A 17182-nucleotide genomic window follows, 5' to 3' on the forward strand; every position below is an offset into this window, starting at 1 on the left:
AAAACTTGGAGTGACTTGATAGTGTATCTTTTCCATTTTTAAGTTAATGATTTATTGAATGCTAATCTAAAGGAGTGGTGAATCTCTGATTCGTTGTATCGAGAAGTCCTTTGAATAGCTCATTCTCGTCATACTGAACTTGATTCAGCATCGCATCAAAAACATTTAAAAGTATTCATTTACATCTTACACAATACCATAAGCGAGAAAACAATTCGTGGATTCGTGACAAAAAATAAAAAATCAAACCTTATCATGCACTTTCGTATGATTTCCATCATTCCAAAGTGTCAAAATATCGGTGGCTACTTGTGCGCCACTTCCAGCGGCAATGGCAAACTGACTTCTCCAGCCAGCAATCGTTCCACAAACGTACAAACCTTCTTTTATCAAATGATCTTCATTTTTTAAATACACACGATCTTTCTTTGCTGCGGCTCTTGGATGTGGAGCAATAAACTCGTCCAAACCATCAATAGTAAATGGTTTTGCATAATTTAGCGCAAGTACTACAAGCTTACTTTGATAGGTATTTTTATTGGTGATGATTTGAAAATTGCCAGCTTCACCTGTAATTTCGCATACTTTTTCGTTGGCAATTTGTTGTACATGCGGATATGTTTCTGACAATTGCGCTTGTCCTTCTTCCAGCACAGAAGCGCCTGTTTTTCCTTTCGGTAAACCTAAAACATTATTAAACAATGCATTTTGTAAATGTGAAGACTTTTGGTGTAGTACAATACCAATCTTCTTATCTGCCGCAAATGGTTTTTCCTTTGCAGAACCTAATACGAGCGCGCATTGCATTCCTGAAACGCCGCCGCCAATTACAAGTACATCAAACATTACTTCTTATGATTGTCTATTTTCTCTTGAATCTTTTTAGAAGTCAGAAAAATTAATAAAATCATAATGGCACACAAAGCTGCCACAATACTAATTGCAGCTACCAAACTGTCACCTTGAAACAGATTGTTAAAATCTAGTTTTGTTGCATTATAAATACTAAGTATTACTGCAAGTACAATAAATATATAAGAGAATTTTTTCATTTTCGATTTTCTTTAGAGCTGAATTTTTGTGCGCATGCAAAATCGAGTAGACTTTGCGTGCGCATCAATTTTTTCAGTTTACAAATTTACTTAAATATTTCCTGAATACCTGTGGTAAATATTTTAACAGCAATGGCTAATAAAATAACACCAAAGACTTTTCGTAAAATACGAATTCCATTTTGTCCTAACCAACGTTCAATTTGAGCAGAAGCTTTCAACACAGCATACATAATAATCATGTTGATTAAAATAGCAATGACAATGTTTGTGGCACTAAATTCTGCACGAAGTGATAGGATAGAAGTCAAACTTCCAGGTCCAGCAACTAATGGAAAAGCAATAGGAAATACGGAAGCATCACTCATACTGCCTTCACCATCTTCTTTAAATAAGGTAATTCCTAAAATCATTTCCAAGGCTAAAAAGAACAGCACAAACGAACCTGCGATAGCAAACTGACTAGCAGAAATGTCTATCAAGCTCAATAAGCTCTCTCCAACAAATAAAAATACGGTCAAAATAATGCCCGCAATAATGGTGGCTTTTCCCGATTGAATATGTCCTGTTTTACGACGTAAATCGATAATAATAGGAATGTTTCCAATAATATCAATAACAGCAAAAAGCACCATGCTCGCTGTTAAAATGTGTTTAAAATTTAAATCCATTTCGATACATTTTTAAATTCGCGGCAAAAGTACACTATTCGCCTAATTATCAAAGCGAAAAGACATATTTTTTAGGTTAAAAAAAAGGAAATAAATAGCGGGTTTTAAATTTGAATATGAAGTCAAAAAAAACAGTCAGAAAAAAAGTATATTTGCCACATGTTTCAGATAGGAAAAACCATCATTTCAGAAGATATTATTGAGAATGATTTTGCATGCAATTTATCGGCATGTAAAGGAGAATGTTGTATAGCAGGTGATGCCGGTGCGCCACTTGAAAAAGAAGAAGTCAAAATATTAGAAGACATATATACTAAGGTAAAACCATTTTTACGTAAAGAAGGTATTGAAGCCATTGAAAAGCAAGGAACCTATATAGTTCAAGAAAATGGAGACTTAGAAACGCCTTTGGTAAATGGTGCAGAATGTGCCTATGTTATTTTTGATGATAAGAAAACTGCTTTGTGCGGAATTGAAGAAGCATATAACAAAGGTTTGGTCGATTGGAAAAAACCTATTTCCTGCCACTTATATCCAATACGTGTGGAAGCTTACAGTGATTTTTCAGCTGTCAATTATCATAAATGGCCAATTTGTGATGATGCATGTTCTTTAGGAAAAGAATTGCAAGTGCCGATTTACAAATTTGTAAAAGAAGCACTGGTTCGAAAATTTGGAGAAGATTGGTATAGCGAATTGGAAAAGACTGCAAAAAAATTAGGTCGCTAGTTGTTAAAAAATCTTTTTCCCATTTTTTTTTAAAAACGCTGGTTTTATCGCTGCTAACAAAGGATTGATTCTTGTAAGTGTTTGATAATCAACAAAAAATGCCATTTTAGAAAATCTTAAAAAAGTAAGAAAAAACTGTATTGTTGTTAAAAACTCATGAACTTTGTGAATAAGTTACACTTTCATTTCCGACGACAATTTCCAATCTTTGTTATTCCCAAATCAAACAATAGTCTTTTACCCAATTTTACATTAAAAAACTCGATAATTTTATGTCATCAGCAATAGAACCCATCTTACAAGAGAACAAAGACAGATTTGTGATTTTCCCAATAAAACATGCAGATATTTGGGAGTGGTACAAAAAATCCGAAGCTAGTTTTTGGACGGCAGAAGAAATTGATCTTCACCAAGACTTGACAGACTGGACAACTAAATTAAATGATGACGAGCGTTATTTCATTAAACACATTCTTGCATTTTTTGCTGCATCAGACGGAATTGTAAATGAAAACTTAGCGGAGAACTTTGTAAATGAAGTTCAATATTCAGAAGCTAAATTTTTCTACGGATTCCAAATCATGATGGAGAACATTCATTCAGAAACATATTCGTTATTAATTGACACATATGTTAAAGATGAAAAAGAAAAAGAAAAGTTGTTTAAGGCAATTGATAATTTCCCTGCAATCAAAAAGAAAGCAGATTGGGCTTTACAATGGATTGAATCGCCAAGTTTTGCAGAACGTTTAATTGCGTTTGCAGCTGTAGAAGGTATTTTCTTTTCAGGAGCTTTCTGTTCTATTTACTGGTTAAAGAAAAGAGGAATTATGCCAGGATTAACGTTTTCTAACGAGTTAATTTCTCGTGATGAAGGTGTTCACTGTGATTTTGCAGTGCATTTACACAATAATCACTTGATAAATAAAGTTCCTAAAGAGCGTATTCGTGGTATTATAGTGGATGCACTAAATATAGAACGCGAATTCATTACAGAATCTTTACCTGTAAGTCTTATTGGAATGAATGCTAAATTGATGACACAATACCTGGAGTTTGTTACCGATAGACTTTTACAAGAATTAGGTTGTGAGAAAGAGTACAATGTATCAAATCCATTCGATTTTATGGATATGATTTCGCTACAAGGTAAAACCAACTTCTTTGAAAAAAGAGTATCAGAATATCAAAAAGCAGGTGTCCTGAATAAAGAAGAAGAGAAAGACAAATTTAGCTTTGACGCTGATTTCTAAAAGAAAACTCCTTTGATTTTGGTTGTACTACAATCAAAATTTTAAAACACATTAATAAAATCCCAACTACTGATTTTTTCGCCGAAAAATTGGTAAAATAACTAACCCCTTTTCTGAACGAGAGTCAGAAAAACAAAAAAAACAGATGAGCGTATGTTTGTAGTAAAAAGAGACGGAAGAAAAGAGCCAATGATGTTTGACAAGATCACTTCGAGAGTGAGAAAGTTATGCTATGGCTTAAACGATTTGGTAGATCCTGTAAAAGTTGCTATGCGAGTTATTGAAGGCTTGTATGATGGTGTAACTACTTCAGAATTAGATAACTTGGCAGCAGAAATTGCGGCCACAATGACGACAACGCATCCCGATTATGCACGATTGGCTGCGCGTATTTCCGTGTCAAACTTGCACAAGAATACAAAGAAATCATTCTCTGAAACAATGGTTGATTTGTATGAATATGTAAACCCAAGAACTGGTAAAGATGCTCCATTATTATCGGATGAAGTATATAAAGTAATTATGGATAATGCAGATCGTTTAGATTCTACTATTATTTATAACCGTGATTTTGGATATGATTATTTCGGATTCAAAACTTTAGAACGTTCATATTTACTAAAGTTAAACGGAAAAATTGCAGAACGTCCACAACATATGTTAATGCGTGTTTCTGTTGGAATTCACTTGAATGACTTAGATGCAGCGATTGAAACGTATGAGTTAATGTCTAAAAAGTACTTTACACATGCAACTCCAACGTTATTCAACTCAGGAACTCCAAAACCGCAAATGTCATCATGTTTCTTGTTAGCTATGCAAGACGATAGTATTGATGGAATCTACGACACTCTTAAACAAACGGCGAAAATATCACAATCAGCAGGAGGAATAGGCTTATCTATCCACAACGTTCGTGCTACAGGATCATATATTGCAGGAACCAATGGAACAAGTAATGGAATTGTGCCAATGTTACGTGTATACAATGATACGGCACGTTATGTAGATCAAGGTGGAGGAAAACGTAAAGGTTCGTTCGCTATTTATGTAGAACCATGGCATGCAGATATTTTTGACTTCCTTGATTTAAAGAAGAATCACGGAAAGGAAGAAATGCGTGCGCGTGATTTATTCTACGCAATGTGGATTCCAGATTTATTCATGAAGCGTGTAGAAGAAAATGGGCCTTGGACATTAATGTGTCCAAACGAATGTCCAAACTTATTCAATGTACACAGTGAAGAGTTTGAAGCAATGTATTTAAAATACGAATCAGCTGGAAAAGGAAGAAAAACAATCAAGGCGCGTGAGTTATGGGAGAAAATTTTAGAATCTCAAATTGAAACAGGAACGCCATACATGTTATATAAAGATGCTGCGAACCGTAAGTCGAACCAAAAGAACTTAGGAACCATTCGTTCATCAAACTTATGTACAGAAATCATGGAGTATACATCTCCAGATGAAGTAGCGGTTTGTAACTTGGCTTCGATTGCGTTGCCAATGTTTATCAAAGGAAAAGAATTTGATCATGACGAACTATTCCGTGTAACAAAGCGTGTAACAAAGAATTTAAATAAAGTAATTGATAGAAACTACTATCCTGTAAAAGAGGCAGAAAACTCTAATTTCCGTCACCGTCCAATTGGATTAGGTGTACAAGGATTGGCAGATACATTTATCAAATTAAGAATGCCGTTTACTTCAGATGAAGCTAAGAAACTGAACCAAGAAATATTTGAAACCTTATATTTTGCAGCAGTTACAGCTTCTATGGAAATGGCAAAAGTAGAAGGACCATACCAAACTTATGAAGGTTCGCCAATATCGCAAGGAGAATTCCAACACAATTTATGGGGAATTAAAGATGAAGAATTAAGCGGTCGTTGGGACTGGGGAAGTTTACGTAAAGAAGTTGCTGAAAATGGAGTGCGTAACTCATTATTAGTAGCGCCAATGCCAACAGCTTCTACATCACAGATTCTTGGAAACAACGAATGTTTTGAACCTTATACATCAAACATTTATACGCGTAGAGTACTTTCTGGAGAATTCATCGTGGTAAACAAGCACTTATTGGAAGATTTAGTGAACTTAGGATTGTGGACAGAAGATTTAAAGCAAGAATTAATGCGTGCTAACGGTTCTATCCAACACATTGAGGAAATTCCACAAGACATTAAAGATTTATATAAAACGGTTTGGGAATTGAGTATGAAAGATATCATTGACATGTCGCGTCATAGAGGATACTTCATTGATCAATCACAGTCATTAAACTTATTTATGGAAGGCGCAACGATGGCAAAATTAACATCAATGCACTTCTACGCATGGAAATCTGGATTAAAAACAGGAATGTACTACTTACGAACAAAATCGGCAGTAGATGCAATCAAGTTTACAGTGAAAAAAGAAGTGAAAAAAGCACCTGTAGCGGTAGAAGCTGCGGCTGCAATTTCAGTAGAAACTGTAGGAACAAAGCCAGCACCTGTTGCGGTGGAGCCATTAACGCCAGAAGAAATGAAAGAAATGATTGCAAGAGCAAAAAATGGTCAAGATGACGATTGCTTAATGTGTGGTTCTTAAATCATACGTTTTTATAGAAAACCGACAAATAAAAAAGGGAATACTATTTAAAGTATTCCCTTTTTTATTTTTTTAACTTGAGTTAAACGTGTAATTTCAGTCTAAGCAAGTCTAAGCAAGTCTAAGCAAGTCTAAGCAAGTCTAAGCAAGTCTAAGCAAGTCTAATATCTAGTAGCGAAGCGGTCTAAAATCTAACAGCAAAGCGATCTACTTTAATATATCTGTTCCTAAATATCCATTATCTTTATTATAATACCAAGCGCGTTTCTTTGGCATTTTAACTCCGTTAATGACAGTTTCTTCTGTTAATAAAATGTATTCTCCATCATTTTTTGCTTCATTCTTATAAAACTGATACACTTCCATCGCGTAAGTTTTTGGATCAAAATAAAAGTACCATGTATCTTTTCCGACACTTTCTTTATAAGTAGCTTTCAAAACCAAATATTCTTTGCCTTTAAAGGTTTTCTTCTGTACTGTAGGACTAATAATAGTACCTTCATCCTTCAATTTCATTGGCAAACCATACAAATACGTATAATAATTCTTGTATAAATTGGCGCGTTCGCAAGTTAAGTTGTTCTCCTTAGCAACTTCTTCAGAAATATCTGTTTTGCCGTTAAAAGCAATCGTACAGTCGTTTTTCTCTACGGTATATTCGGTTGTTTTTTCATCGCGCGTAGCTTTTACATAAAAATATTCTTTAGGTAAATTGATTTTAATAGTGCTTACGCGATTTGCATTATTGGGAGTTTCCATGGTAACCTGTAATGTTCCGTTGAATATTTTCCAATTTCCATTCGGATCGTGGTATTGAATGGCTTTATCGAGTAGTTCTTGCCCTGTCAATTCTTGTCCAAAAGAAATGGCAGTACATACTAAGAAAATGTATGTTAAGATTGGTTTGATCATGTTGGTAATTTTAAATTGATCTGTCTAAGATAGTATTTTTGGATTAGATCAAAACAAAAAAAACACAATCGCTTTGATTGTGTTTTTTAATACTGTATGTATGATTATTTTTATTCTTGTTCGTCGTTTTTATCCTTAATCTTAGCAGGTTCTACAGAGCTATCGTGTGCTTTATAATACACTTCCAATAAATCCATGGTAGCTTTAATTAAATCTTTAGTCTCTAATAATAAACCAAAATATAAAGTGGTATTCTTCGGACTTGATTCTTCTGTACGCGTACGTTCTACCTGTTTCTGAATCTTTTGTTCTACCAATTGAAAAATGGCTTCTCTATTTGAGAGTACATCTCCAATTTCTTCAAACGAACGAGAATCAAAAGCTTCTTTCGTTTTATTGAACAAGGTTTCCAACGCTTCATCAACTTGTTTCAATTCTTTAATCTGATTGAATTTAAGTTTCTTGTGATTGTTGTTTACGTGTTTTAAACTCGCTTTCGAAATATATTCTAACGACTGTGTAATGTCTTGTAAATACCCTAATATGTTAATATAGAAATTACTTGCACCTACACTAGTTTCGTCTAAATTTTTAATAAAGAAGAAAATATTGTCACGCAATTCATCAATCTCGTCAGAAAGTTTAGAGATGTTTTTTCGGTTCTTTTTCAGTTTATTTAAATCTTGCTTAGCCAAACCATTAATAGCGCTCGTGTAAATTCTATTTCCTCTCTTTAATACATTGGCAATATTGTCTGCACTTTCGTGAATAACACCTTGTACCGAACTGCTTTCTGCTTTCTTCAGACTATCTTCTACTTTTGCTTCTTTTGCTTTTTTATTGTGAATCATGTAGTTTCTGATTAACAAGAATGCTGCTAAACTTAATAATAGCAACAACATAATTTCAAGATGAATGTTCAGTAAAAATGCGATCAATCCTGCAGCTAAAAAGGCAACAATTGCCGTGAAGAACCAACCTCCAATAACATTCAATACACCTGCAACTCTGTATACAGCACTTTCTGCGCCCCAAGCTCTATCGGCTAATGATGTACCCATGGCTACCATAAAAGTCACATATGTTGTAGACAAAGGTAATTTCATAGAAGTTGCAATAGAAATCAATACACTGGCTACCATTAAATTTACTGCGGCACGAACCATGTCAAACGCAGGTATATCCTCTTTACTTTTATATGTTTTAGCTGGAGGCATGGTAAACTGTTTGTCGATCGTCTTTTTCCATGAATTTGGTGTGATTTGTGAAATTCCTTGTGAAATTCCAATAGAAGCACGCACAAAACCTCGTGATAAGGAATTTGGTCTAAAACGTTCTTTAGTTTGTTCTTGACTAGATAAATCTATCGATGTCTTTACCACCGCTTTTGCTTTGCTTGAAAACCAAAGAGTAATTACCATAATTAATCCTGCCAGGACTAAGAAAAGTGTAGGTGTTTCTACCGTTTTATCTAGAAAATCCATTTTAAAGGTAGTAGCAGCGTTATAAATTTCAGTCGCTGAAGCAGTATCTAAAGGTATAGATTTTGAAAATTCACCGTACGATTGCCAACCTGCAATAGGTACGCCAATAAAGTTAACCAAGTCGTTTCCAGCGAAAGCCAAAGCCAAAGCAAAGGTTCCAACAATAATAATAAGTTTATAAATATTCGTTTTAAGGAACGACATGATTGCATACGAAATCATAGACCATGCAACGAAACTGATAGCTACAATTGGCAATACATATACATCTAAGAAACCTTTAAGTGTTAATGCAGTTTCTCCTGTTGTTTCATTAATCTTAACAAGCCCTTTTGTGTCATCATGCTTTAGGATTTCTTCAATTGTTGTTAACGTTGTTCCAAAATATTCATTAACAAAAGCGACAACTCCATCAAGAGAACCATTATAAATAACACCTAGCGCTGATTTTGCATAATCAGTTCCTTTAATTCCTTTTACAAAAATAAAATAGGTAATAGCTGTTAAGGCGACTCCGCCAAACAAGGCGCCAACCCAACGTGCTTTTTTATTAAAATTATAGGATAATAATAATCGCGAAACCCACTGTACCAGTGCACCAATACTAAAGGCGACGACGACGGAAAGTAGAATTCCTATAATAATCTTTGTGGCTTGTGAGGTATTTATATATTGAAGTAAGGTATCGTACCCTTCGTCCTGGTTACTAATTTTTATTAACGCCATAGCTACCGCGGCACCAAGCAATTCAAATACAATGGAAACCGTAGTAGAAGTAGGCATTCCAAGCGTATTAAAAAAGTCGAGCAGTAAAATATCGGTAATCATGACGGCCATAAAAATGATCATGATTTCATGAAAAACGAATAATTGTGGCGTAAAAATTCCTTTCCGGGCGACTTCCATCAATCCACTGGAAAAAATAGCCCCAATGGCTACTCCAATACTAGCAACAATCATAATCGTTTTAAAGGAAATGGCTTTTGAGCCAATGGCTGAATTTAGGAAGTTTACTGCGTCATTACTAACTCCAACGACTAAATCGGCAATTGCCAACACAGTCAAAGCAATAATCATCAGTAAGTAAATATTGTCCATATGAGGATATTAAAAATAATTTACAAATATCAATACTGTCATCAAATGTAATGTTACCATAAGGTTATATCTTACGCATATGATAGCTTTGATAAATATAACAAATAACTCAAAAAGCACGGAAATATCTTTCATTTTACTTTAAATATTGCTATTCAACTCCTATAATTGTTAAGGATTGGCATTTCAATTATTAATGTAGTATATTGCGAGGAAAATGCTATTTTCTAATGAATTGGGAACAATTACTCTCGTTAAAACGTCACGGAGATACCCATAAACGATTGCGTAAAGAACAAGATGAAACCCGATTGGGTTTTGAAGTTGATTATGACAGGGTAATTTTTTCATCTGCTTTCAGAAGCTTGCAAGACAAAACGCAAGTTGTGCCTCTATCCAAAACAGATTTTGTACATACACGACTTACACACAGTTTGGAAGTATCGGTAGTTGGACGAAGTTTAGGAAGGAAAGTAGGAACAAAACTCTTAGAAAAATATCCGCATTTAAAAGAAGTTCATGGATTTCAATTCAATGATTTTGGTGCTATTGTAGCCGCAGCAGCGTTAGCACACGATATTGGAAATCCGCCATTTGGTCACTCTGGTGAAAAAGCAATTGGGGAATATTTTAAAATTGGAAATGGAACTCAATTTCAATCAGAATTAAGTGCAAAAGAATTTCAAGATCTATGTGATTTTGAAGGAAACGCTAATGGTTTCAAGATTTTAACAGAAAGCCGTAAAGGTGTTGATGGAAGCTTACGATTAAGCTATGCGACCTTAGGTGCTTTTATGAAATATCCGAAACAATCGCTTCCTAAAAAACCAACATCACATATTGCCGATAAGAAATACGGAATATTTCAGTCGCAAAAAGAAGCATTTGTCGATGTTGCTAATGAATTAGGTCTAAAAACCTATGGAGAAGGAGAAGAAGTTCGGTATGCAAGACATCCGCTCACCTTTTTAGTAGAAGCTGCAGATGATATTTGTTATACAATTATCGATTTTGAAGACGGAATTAATCTTGGATTAATACAAGAAGAAAAAGCACTAGAATATTTAATCAATTTGGTGCGAGATACCATTCAAAAGGAAAAATATAGCTTATTGCAACATCGTGAAGATCGTTTGAGTTATTTAAGAGCGTTATCGATCAACACACTTATAGAAGATGCAGTTCGTATTTTCTTAGAAAATGAAGAAGCCATTTGTGCAGGTGAATTTTCTATCGGATTGATGGAAAAAAGCAAATACAAAGCACAAATTGATGACATTATTAAAATAAGCATTGACAAAATATATAAAAGTGATGAAGTTATAGAAAAAGAAATCTCAGGATATCATGTATTGCAACATTTACTTAACACTTTTATTACTGCTGTAGAAAATCATCACAAAGGCACACTTTCTAACTATGACAAATTGATTTTGAAAGTTTTGCCTGAAAATGTAGACTATGAAGTAAACCATTTGTATAAACGACTGATGAACATTACCAATTACATATCTAGATTATCAGATAGTAAGGCGGTAATTCTATTTAACAAACTCACAGCAAAAACTGTGTAAATTATAAAAATATTTAGCCTCTTAACCTAATTTACTAAATATGTATTCAAATTACATTAAAACAGGAATACTTGTTTTTTGTGCCTTGCTAGCGATGCAAATGAAAGCACAACAAGCAGTTTCCGTGAACAAAACGATTAAGTTCACAAAAGAAATTTCTCCAGAAAAAGCACAAGGAGAATTTCTGCAAAAATTCAATTTAGATAGCAATCATACATTCCAAACAACGATTGTCAACCAAGACAGGACAGGAATGAAACATGAACGAATGCAACAGTATTACAACGGAATCAAAATAGAATTTGGAACGTTGATTATTCACTCAAAAAACAATGCTGTAAAAAGTATCAATGGAGAAGTGTATAATGGTCTTGGAGTCAATCTTTCTCCAGCCTTATCGCCACAAGAAGCTTTTGAAAAAGCAACTGCTTTTGTTGGAGCGCAAGAATACTTATGGTCAAATCCTTCGGAAGCAGCAGCAATGAACTACTCAAAGCCAGCAGGCGAATTGGTATTACTTCCAGAAATGGATCAATATTCAGGATTGCTAAACTTAGCTTACAAATTTGATGTGTATGCAACACAACCTGTAAGTAGAGGAGAAGTATATGTGGACGCACAAAATGGAGAAATTTTGTTTAATAACAAGATTATCAAACACGCCAACAATGAAGGACGTGAAATGTTAAACAATCCAGCAAACCTTAAAGTTACATCGGAAGCATCAACTGCTTTTGTTACAGGTTCTGCACAAACAAGTTATAGTGGATTAAGAGATATTGAAACACGTTTGGAAACAAGCGGAATGTATACGTTAAATGATGACGCTAGAAGTGTATTTACAAGAGATGCACAAAACATACCTTTTGGTGGTGGATACATCAACAACTTTGCTGAATTTACAGATGATGATAACATTTGGTCATTTCCAGGCTTAGACAATGCAGCATTAGACGCACATTGGGGCGCAATACAATCATATGATTATTGGTTAAATGTACAAGGAAGAGACGGAATTGATGGAAATGGTTTTGCAATGCGAAGCTATATTCATGTTGCCAATCCTAATGGAGGCGGAAGCTGGGTAAATGCAGCTTGGAATGGTTCTGTAATGTCATACGGAGATGGAGGCGGAGGTTTCCAACCCTTAACAAGTATTGATATTTGTGCACACGAAATAGGACATGGAGTTACACAATTTGCAAACAACTTAGTATACGCTAGAGAATCAGGTGCATTAAATGAAGGATATTCCGATTTATGGGGAGCAGCTATTGAATTCTATGCAAAAGGAAACGGCGATGACTTAAATCCAAATGCAGAAACTTGGCAAATTGGTGAAGATATTGCAGCAAACGGACTTGGAATTCGTAGTATGAGCAATCCAGGTTTATTTGGAGATCCAGATACTTATGAAGGAAACAATTGGAGACCAACATCGCTAGCGGGTTGTCCAACACCAAATAATAGCAATGACCAATGTGGAGTTCACAGTAATAGTGGTGTACTAAACTTTTGGTTTTACTTATTAGTACAAGGTGGATCGGGAACAAATGATGCATTCAATGCGTTCAATGTAACGGGAATTGGAATGCAAAAAGCTGAAGAAATAGCATACATAGTGCTAAGAGACTACTTAACTCCAAACAGTACATTCCTTGACACAAGAAACGCAGCGGTAGATGTAGCACTAAGCTTATACGGATCAAACAGTCCAGAAGCTATTGCAACACAAGATGCTTTTTATGCAGTAAATGTTGGACCACAATATGTAGCACAAGCTACAGATGCTAGATTGGTATCTGTATCAGATCCAGAAATTCACTGTGGATTAAATACGTACTCACCAAGAGTTCGTGTAGAAAACTCTGGAATTACCACAGCGATCACAAGTTTAGATATCAACTATACAATTGATGGAGGCGCGGTAAACACATACACATTTAACGGAAATATTCCTGTTGGAGCAACACAAGACATCGATATTCCTGCAATTACTTTAACGAAAGGATTGCATGCATTGAGTTTTACAGTTGACTTAACAAATGATGGTGATGTAACAAACAACCAAGAAGGTTTTGCGCTACGTGTAAACGAAATTGGTACAGTGCAAGAAGTCTATGATTTTGAATCTGCAGATGATGAATTATTAACCTATGCCGATGGTATTCCGCAATTATGGAGTAGAGGTCTTTATTCACAAGCGGGAAGTGTATTTGAAACAACTACTTTAGAAGGAAATGTATATGCTACCAACTTAAATGGAAACTATTTCCAAAATACTAGAAGCTACTTGGTAACAGATTGCTATAACTTAGATGGTGTTGTAAACCCAGAGCTAAGATTTGATATGGCATTTGATATTGAGCAAAACTGGGATTTCTTATATGTAGAATATTCAACAAATGGTGGTTTAAACTGGAATGTACTTGGAAGCGCAACTGATGCAGACTGGTATAACAGTGATCGAACATTTGCTTCTTCTGGAAACACAGATTGTTTTACATGTATTGGATCACAATGGACAGGTACAGACACAACAATGCAAGAATATAAATATAATTTATCAGCATTTGATGACCAGTCAAGTATTGTATTCAGATTTGTGTTAGTTACAGATCAAGCAACAAATAATGAAGGAGTTATTGTTGATAATTTAATTGTAGATTCTGTATTAAGTGTAGAAGATATTGCAAACAACAATGCTTTTTCAGTATATCCAAATCCATCAAATGGAAGCTTTAGCATCAAAGCAGCAAGAAACTTAGGTGACGTATCTGTAAATGTATATGACATCAACGGAAGAAGCTTATATACAAAAGATGTAACGTTAACAGGAACTATTGATTTTAATTTAGATAGCTTACAATCAGGATTGTACATCTTGCAAGTTGCAGGAGAAGATTTTGTGCAGTCTACTAAAATTATTATTGAATAGTCGCCTGAACCATATATAAAACCAATCCTACCAAAAAAGAAAAAGAAAACAAAAATTGATGGAAAGGAAAACAAAAATAAAGGCATTTGCTGGCCTTTTATTTCTAGGAATACTTGGGTATACGGTTATTGACAAATTTGCTAACGAAGAAAAAGAAAGCATCTCGGAAGTTCAAACACTGCAAGAGAAGCATGCGTATTACTTAGCAAACAGTCCTTTTAAAGAGACACAAAAATTATCTAGAAAAGAGCGTAAGGCACAAGGATTACCTCCAAATGCCTATAACGAACAACGATGGGAATTAACGATGAATCCAAACATAGGAAGACCAACTCCAGAAAATCTTCCTGCGATTCAACGACAACTAAATCAATCTCAATTGCAAGAACGTGCGCCAGGAGATGCCATCGATAATACATGGGAAGAAAGAGGTCCTAACAATATTGGTGGTCGTACACGAGCATTGCTATTTGATCCTAATGATATCAACAATGCAAATCCTGCGGATGACTATACACGTGTATTTGCAGGTGGAGTTGCTGGAGGATTATGGGTAAATGAAGATATTACGGATGCAAATTCATCTTGGCAAATTGTAGAAGGATTTCCCGGAAACCTTTCGGTTACTGTAATTGTTTCAGATCCTAATGATGCTAATACAATGTATATTGGTTCTGGAGAATCTTATACTTTTGGATCTGCAGTTGGAAGCGGAATTTACAAGTCTTCTGATGCTGGTGTCACTTGGCAACAAGTTGTTGGAGGAAATGCAGGAACAACAGATTCTTTAAACGGAATATTTCTTGTAGATGGTATTTTCTATGTAAATGATGTTGTGGCAAGAGATAATAACGGAACTACCGAAATTTATGCAACGTTTGCTAGTGGAAGATATAGAGAAGCACAAGGACCATTTAATGTTTTAGGATTTAACGAAAGAGGATTGTACAAATCGGATGATGGCGGAGCAACGTGGTCGCGTTTTCCAATCCAATTTCCTGATGGAACGTACATGAATCCAAATGATATTGAGATAGATTTAAACAATGATATTTGGTTGACAACAACTAGTGATAACTTTGGAAACCAAGGAGGCGCAATTTACCAATCTACAGATGGAAATACATTTGACTTTGTATTTTCTTTACCAAATACGCAACGTACAGAGTTAGAACCTTCATCTCTAACGCCTGGAACATTTTGGGTAGCGGCAGATGTTGGAAACGGATCGCAAGCAAACTTATATCAAACTACAGATAGTTTTAACTCTATTACATTACTAACAGAACCAAATGATGCAGATAATGGGATTCCTCCAACAGATTATACAAGGCAACAAGCTTTTTATAACTTGCCGATTGAAGTAGATGAAAATGATAACCTATACGTAGGTGGTATTGATTTATTTAAATTTAATACGACTTCAAATACTTGGGATCAGATTTCTAAATGGCAAACTGGAGGTGGACAACAGAATATTACAGCTTCTTTTGTGCATGCAGATCAACATGCGATTGTGTTTCGTCCAAATGATAACACACAAGCCATCATAGGAAATGATGGAGGTGTGTATTACAGTGCTGACTTTGCAAACTCAGCTGGAAATGCTACAGCAATTCAAGCGAGAAACTTAAATTATAATGTAACGCAATTTTACTACGGAGCTATTGGCGATACAGATGCTGCCGATGGAGATGATATTGCTGGAGGAACACAAGATAATGGAAGCTTAACGGCAATTGATGCCGCTGCAGGAATAAACAGCTTTGGCGAACTTTTAGGAGGAGATGGAGCGTTTACAGACATTGATGGTAATGATGGATATATGATTGCATCATTTCCGTTTTTAACTCATGCATTTATTCCATATCCAGCATTAAACTTCTCTGGAGCTTATTTTTTAGCGAATGATGGAAATAGTGGAGACTTTATCAATACAGCAGAATTAGATAAAAATACCAACACATTTTATGCCAATACATCGGTTGGTGGTACAGCACGTATAGGACAGTTTCAAAATATTACAGGCGGAGCTGGAAATGTAGTGCGAGCCGATTTAACAAATGGGTTATTAAACAGTAGACCTTCCGCTTTCAAAGCAACTACGGATGGACAAACATTATATGCTGGACTTCGAAACGGACGTTTATTAAAAATTGAAGCAGCATTAACACCTATCAGAATTTGGTCAAATATACAAGATCCAGGATTTGTTGGAAGTATCTCAGATATTGAATTCGGAGAAACTGAAAATGACTTATATGTTACTTTCCATAACTACGGAGTAAATAATGTGTGGTATTCACCAGATGCAGGAGTTACTTGGGAACAAAAAGATGGAGACTTACCAGACATTCCTGTCATGGCAATTCTAAGAAATCCATTAGTTGCTGATGGAGCCGAAGTAATCATTGCTACAGAATTAGGAGTTTGGAGATCAGCAAACTTTAATACGGCAAATCCAAATTGGGTACGTTCTAACAACGGAATGCGTTCAGTGCCAGTATTAGATTTAGACTTAAGAGCTTCAGATAATAAAGTACTTGCTACGACACACGGAAGAGGCTTCTTTACAGGTCAATTCTTGCCGGGAATCTTAAGTACAGAAGAATTTAGTGCTGTCAATAACTTTTCTATCTATCCAACAATTTCAGACGGAAATATTACGCTGAAAGCAAAAGATAGCGGAAAAACTACGATTACAGCTTATACATTAGCAGGACAACAAGCAAGTGTAAAAGAAATCAACTTAAGTAGAAATACACCATCAAACTTAAACTTATCTGAGTTATCATCGGGAATTTATATTTTAAAAATTCAACAAAACGATGCCATCAAAACTCAAAAGATTGTCATAGAATAATTAGTGCTTAATTGTT

11 protein-coding genes are annotated in these 17182 nt (G+C 35.1%); 6 read left to right on the forward strand and 5 right to left on the reverse strand.

Annotated features, from left to right (window positions below):
• Positions 1 to 243: 243 nt before the first annotated feature.
• The 3 genes from Q0845_RS00005 to Q0845_RS00015 form a co-directional block, all read right to left on the reverse strand.
• Positions 244 to 846, reverse strand: a complete 603-nt coding sequence (locus Q0845_RS00005; RefSeq protein WP_298507291.1) for an FAD-dependent oxidoreductase — start codon at positions 844 to 846, stop codon at positions 244 to 246.
• Complete coding sequence (locus Q0845_RS00010; protein WP_298507292.1) at positions 846 to 1052, reverse strand: hypothetical protein; 207 nt, start codon at positions 1050 to 1052, stop codon at positions 846 to 848. The genes Q0845_RS00005 and Q0845_RS00010 overlap by 1 nt, the downstream gene beginning before the upstream one ends.
• Before the next feature lie 86 nt (positions 1053 to 1138).
• On the reverse strand, positions 1139 to 1723 hold the full coding sequence (locus Q0845_RS00015) for a MarC family protein (protein WP_298507294.1): 585 nt from the start codon (positions 1721 to 1723) through the stop codon (positions 1139 to 1141).
• A 159-nt stretch (positions 1724 to 1882) separates the two neighbouring features.
• On the opposite strand from Q0845_RS00015, the gene Q0845_RS00020 reads away from it, so the two are divergent.
• The 3 genes from Q0845_RS00020 to Q0845_RS00030 all read left to right on the forward strand — a co-directional run bounded on the left by Q0845_RS00020 (position 1883) and on the right by Q0845_RS00030 (position 6297).
• Positions 1883 to 2452, forward strand: coding sequence for a DUF3109 family protein (locus Q0845_RS00020; protein WP_298507296.1), 570 nt, complete (start codon positions 1883 to 1885; stop codon positions 2450 to 2452).
• A 272-nt stretch (positions 2453 to 2724) separates the two neighbouring features.
• A complete protein-coding gene (locus Q0845_RS00025) occupies positions 2725 to 3705 on the forward strand; it encodes a ribonucleotide-diphosphate reductase subunit beta (RefSeq protein WP_298507297.1) in 981 nt (326 codons plus the stop codon).
• Positions 3706 to 3858: 153 nt separating this feature from the next.
• On the forward strand, positions 3859 to 6297 hold the full coding sequence (locus tag Q0845_RS00030) for a ribonucleoside-diphosphate reductase subunit alpha (protein WP_298507298.1): 2439 nt from the start codon (positions 3859 to 3861) through the stop codon (positions 6295 to 6297).
• Positions 6298 to 6504: 207 nt separating this feature from the next.
• On the opposite strand, the gene Q0845_RS00035 is transcribed toward Q0845_RS00030, so the two are convergent.
• Positions 6505 to 7209, reverse strand: a complete 705-nt coding sequence (locus Q0845_RS00035) for a DUF6503 family protein (RefSeq protein WP_298507300.1) — start codon at positions 7207 to 7209, stop codon at positions 6505 to 6507.
• Between the two features lie 110 nt (positions 7210 to 7319).
• Positions 7320 to 9791 (reverse strand): inorganic phosphate transporter, encoded by a 2472-nt coding sequence (locus tag Q0845_RS00040; RefSeq protein ID WP_298507301.1) that lies wholly within the window; start codon positions 9789 to 9791, stop codon positions 7320 to 7322.
• Positions 9792 to 10021: 230 nt separating this feature from the next.
• Between Q0845_RS00040 and Q0845_RS00045 the strand changes: the two genes are divergently transcribed.
• The 3 genes from Q0845_RS00045 to Q0845_RS00055 are packed head-to-tail and all read left to right on the forward strand — an operon-like array spanning position 10022 to position 17166.
• On the forward strand, positions 10022 to 11365 hold the full coding sequence (locus Q0845_RS00045) for a deoxyguanosinetriphosphate triphosphohydrolase (protein WP_298507302.1): 1344 nt from the start codon (positions 10022 to 10024) through the stop codon (positions 11363 to 11365).
• 40 nt (positions 11366 to 11405) lie between these two features.
• Positions 11406 to 14303: a M4 family metallopeptidase gene (locus Q0845_RS00050; RefSeq protein WP_298507304.1), complete on the forward strand. Its 2898-nt coding sequence runs from the start codon at positions 11406 to 11408 to the stop codon at positions 14301 to 14303.
• 58 nt (positions 14304 to 14361) lie between these two features.
• Entirely contained in the window at positions 14362 to 17166 is a 2805-nt protein-coding gene (locus Q0845_RS00055) for a T9SS type A sorting domain-containing protein (RefSeq protein WP_298507305.1), read from the forward strand.
• The last annotated feature ends 16 nt before the right edge of the window (positions 17167 to 17182 follow it).

Origin of the sequence: uncultured Kordia sp., assembly GCF_947489565.1 — a bacterium.
In the GTDB taxonomy this organism is placed as follows: Bacteria; Bacteroidota; Bacteroidia; order Flavobacteriales; family Flavobacteriaceae; genus Kordia.

Excerpts from the sequence above, each read along its gene's own strand:
- Q0845_RS00005 (WP_298507291.1), bottom strand. The coding sequence starts at position 846 with ATGTTTGATGTACTTGTAATTGGCGGCGGCGTTTCAGGAATGCAATGC.
- Q0845_RS00010 (WP_298507292.1), bottom strand. The coding sequence starts at position 1,052 with ATGAAAAAATTCTCTTATATATTTATTGTACTTGCAGTAATACTTAGT.
- Q0845_RS00015 (WP_298507294.1), bottom strand. The coding sequence starts at position 1,723 with ATGGATTTAAATTTTAAACACATTTTAACAGCGAGCATGGTGCTTTTT.
- Q0845_RS00020 (WP_298507296.1), top strand. The coding sequence starts at position 1,883 with ATGTTTCAGATAGGAAAAACCATCATTTCAGAAGATATTATTGAGAAT.
- Q0845_RS00025 (WP_298507297.1), top strand. The coding sequence starts at position 2,725 with ATGTCATCAGCAATAGAACCCATCTTACAAGAGAACAAAGACAGATTT.
- Q0845_RS00030 (WP_298507298.1), top strand. The coding sequence starts at position 3,859 with ATGTTTGTAGTAAAAAGAGACGGAAGAAAAGAGCCAATGATGTTTGAC.
- Q0845_RS00035 (WP_298507300.1), bottom strand. The coding sequence starts at position 7,209 with ATGATCAAACCAATCTTAACATACATTTTCTTAGTATGTACTGCCATT.
- Q0845_RS00040 (WP_298507301.1), bottom strand. The coding sequence starts at position 9,791 with ATGGACAATATTTACTTACTGATGATTATTGCTTTGACTGTGTTGGCA.
- Q0845_RS00045 (WP_298507302.1), top strand. The coding sequence starts at position 10,022 with ATGAATTGGGAACAATTACTCTCGTTAAAACGTCACGGAGATACCCAT.
- Q0845_RS00050 (WP_298507304.1), top strand. The coding sequence starts at position 11,406 with ATGTATTCAAATTACATTAAAACAGGAATACTTGTTTTTTGTGCCTTG.
- Q0845_RS00055 (WP_298507305.1), top strand. The coding sequence starts at position 14,362 with ATGGAAAGGAAAACAAAAATAAAGGCATTTGCTGGCCTTTTATTTCTA.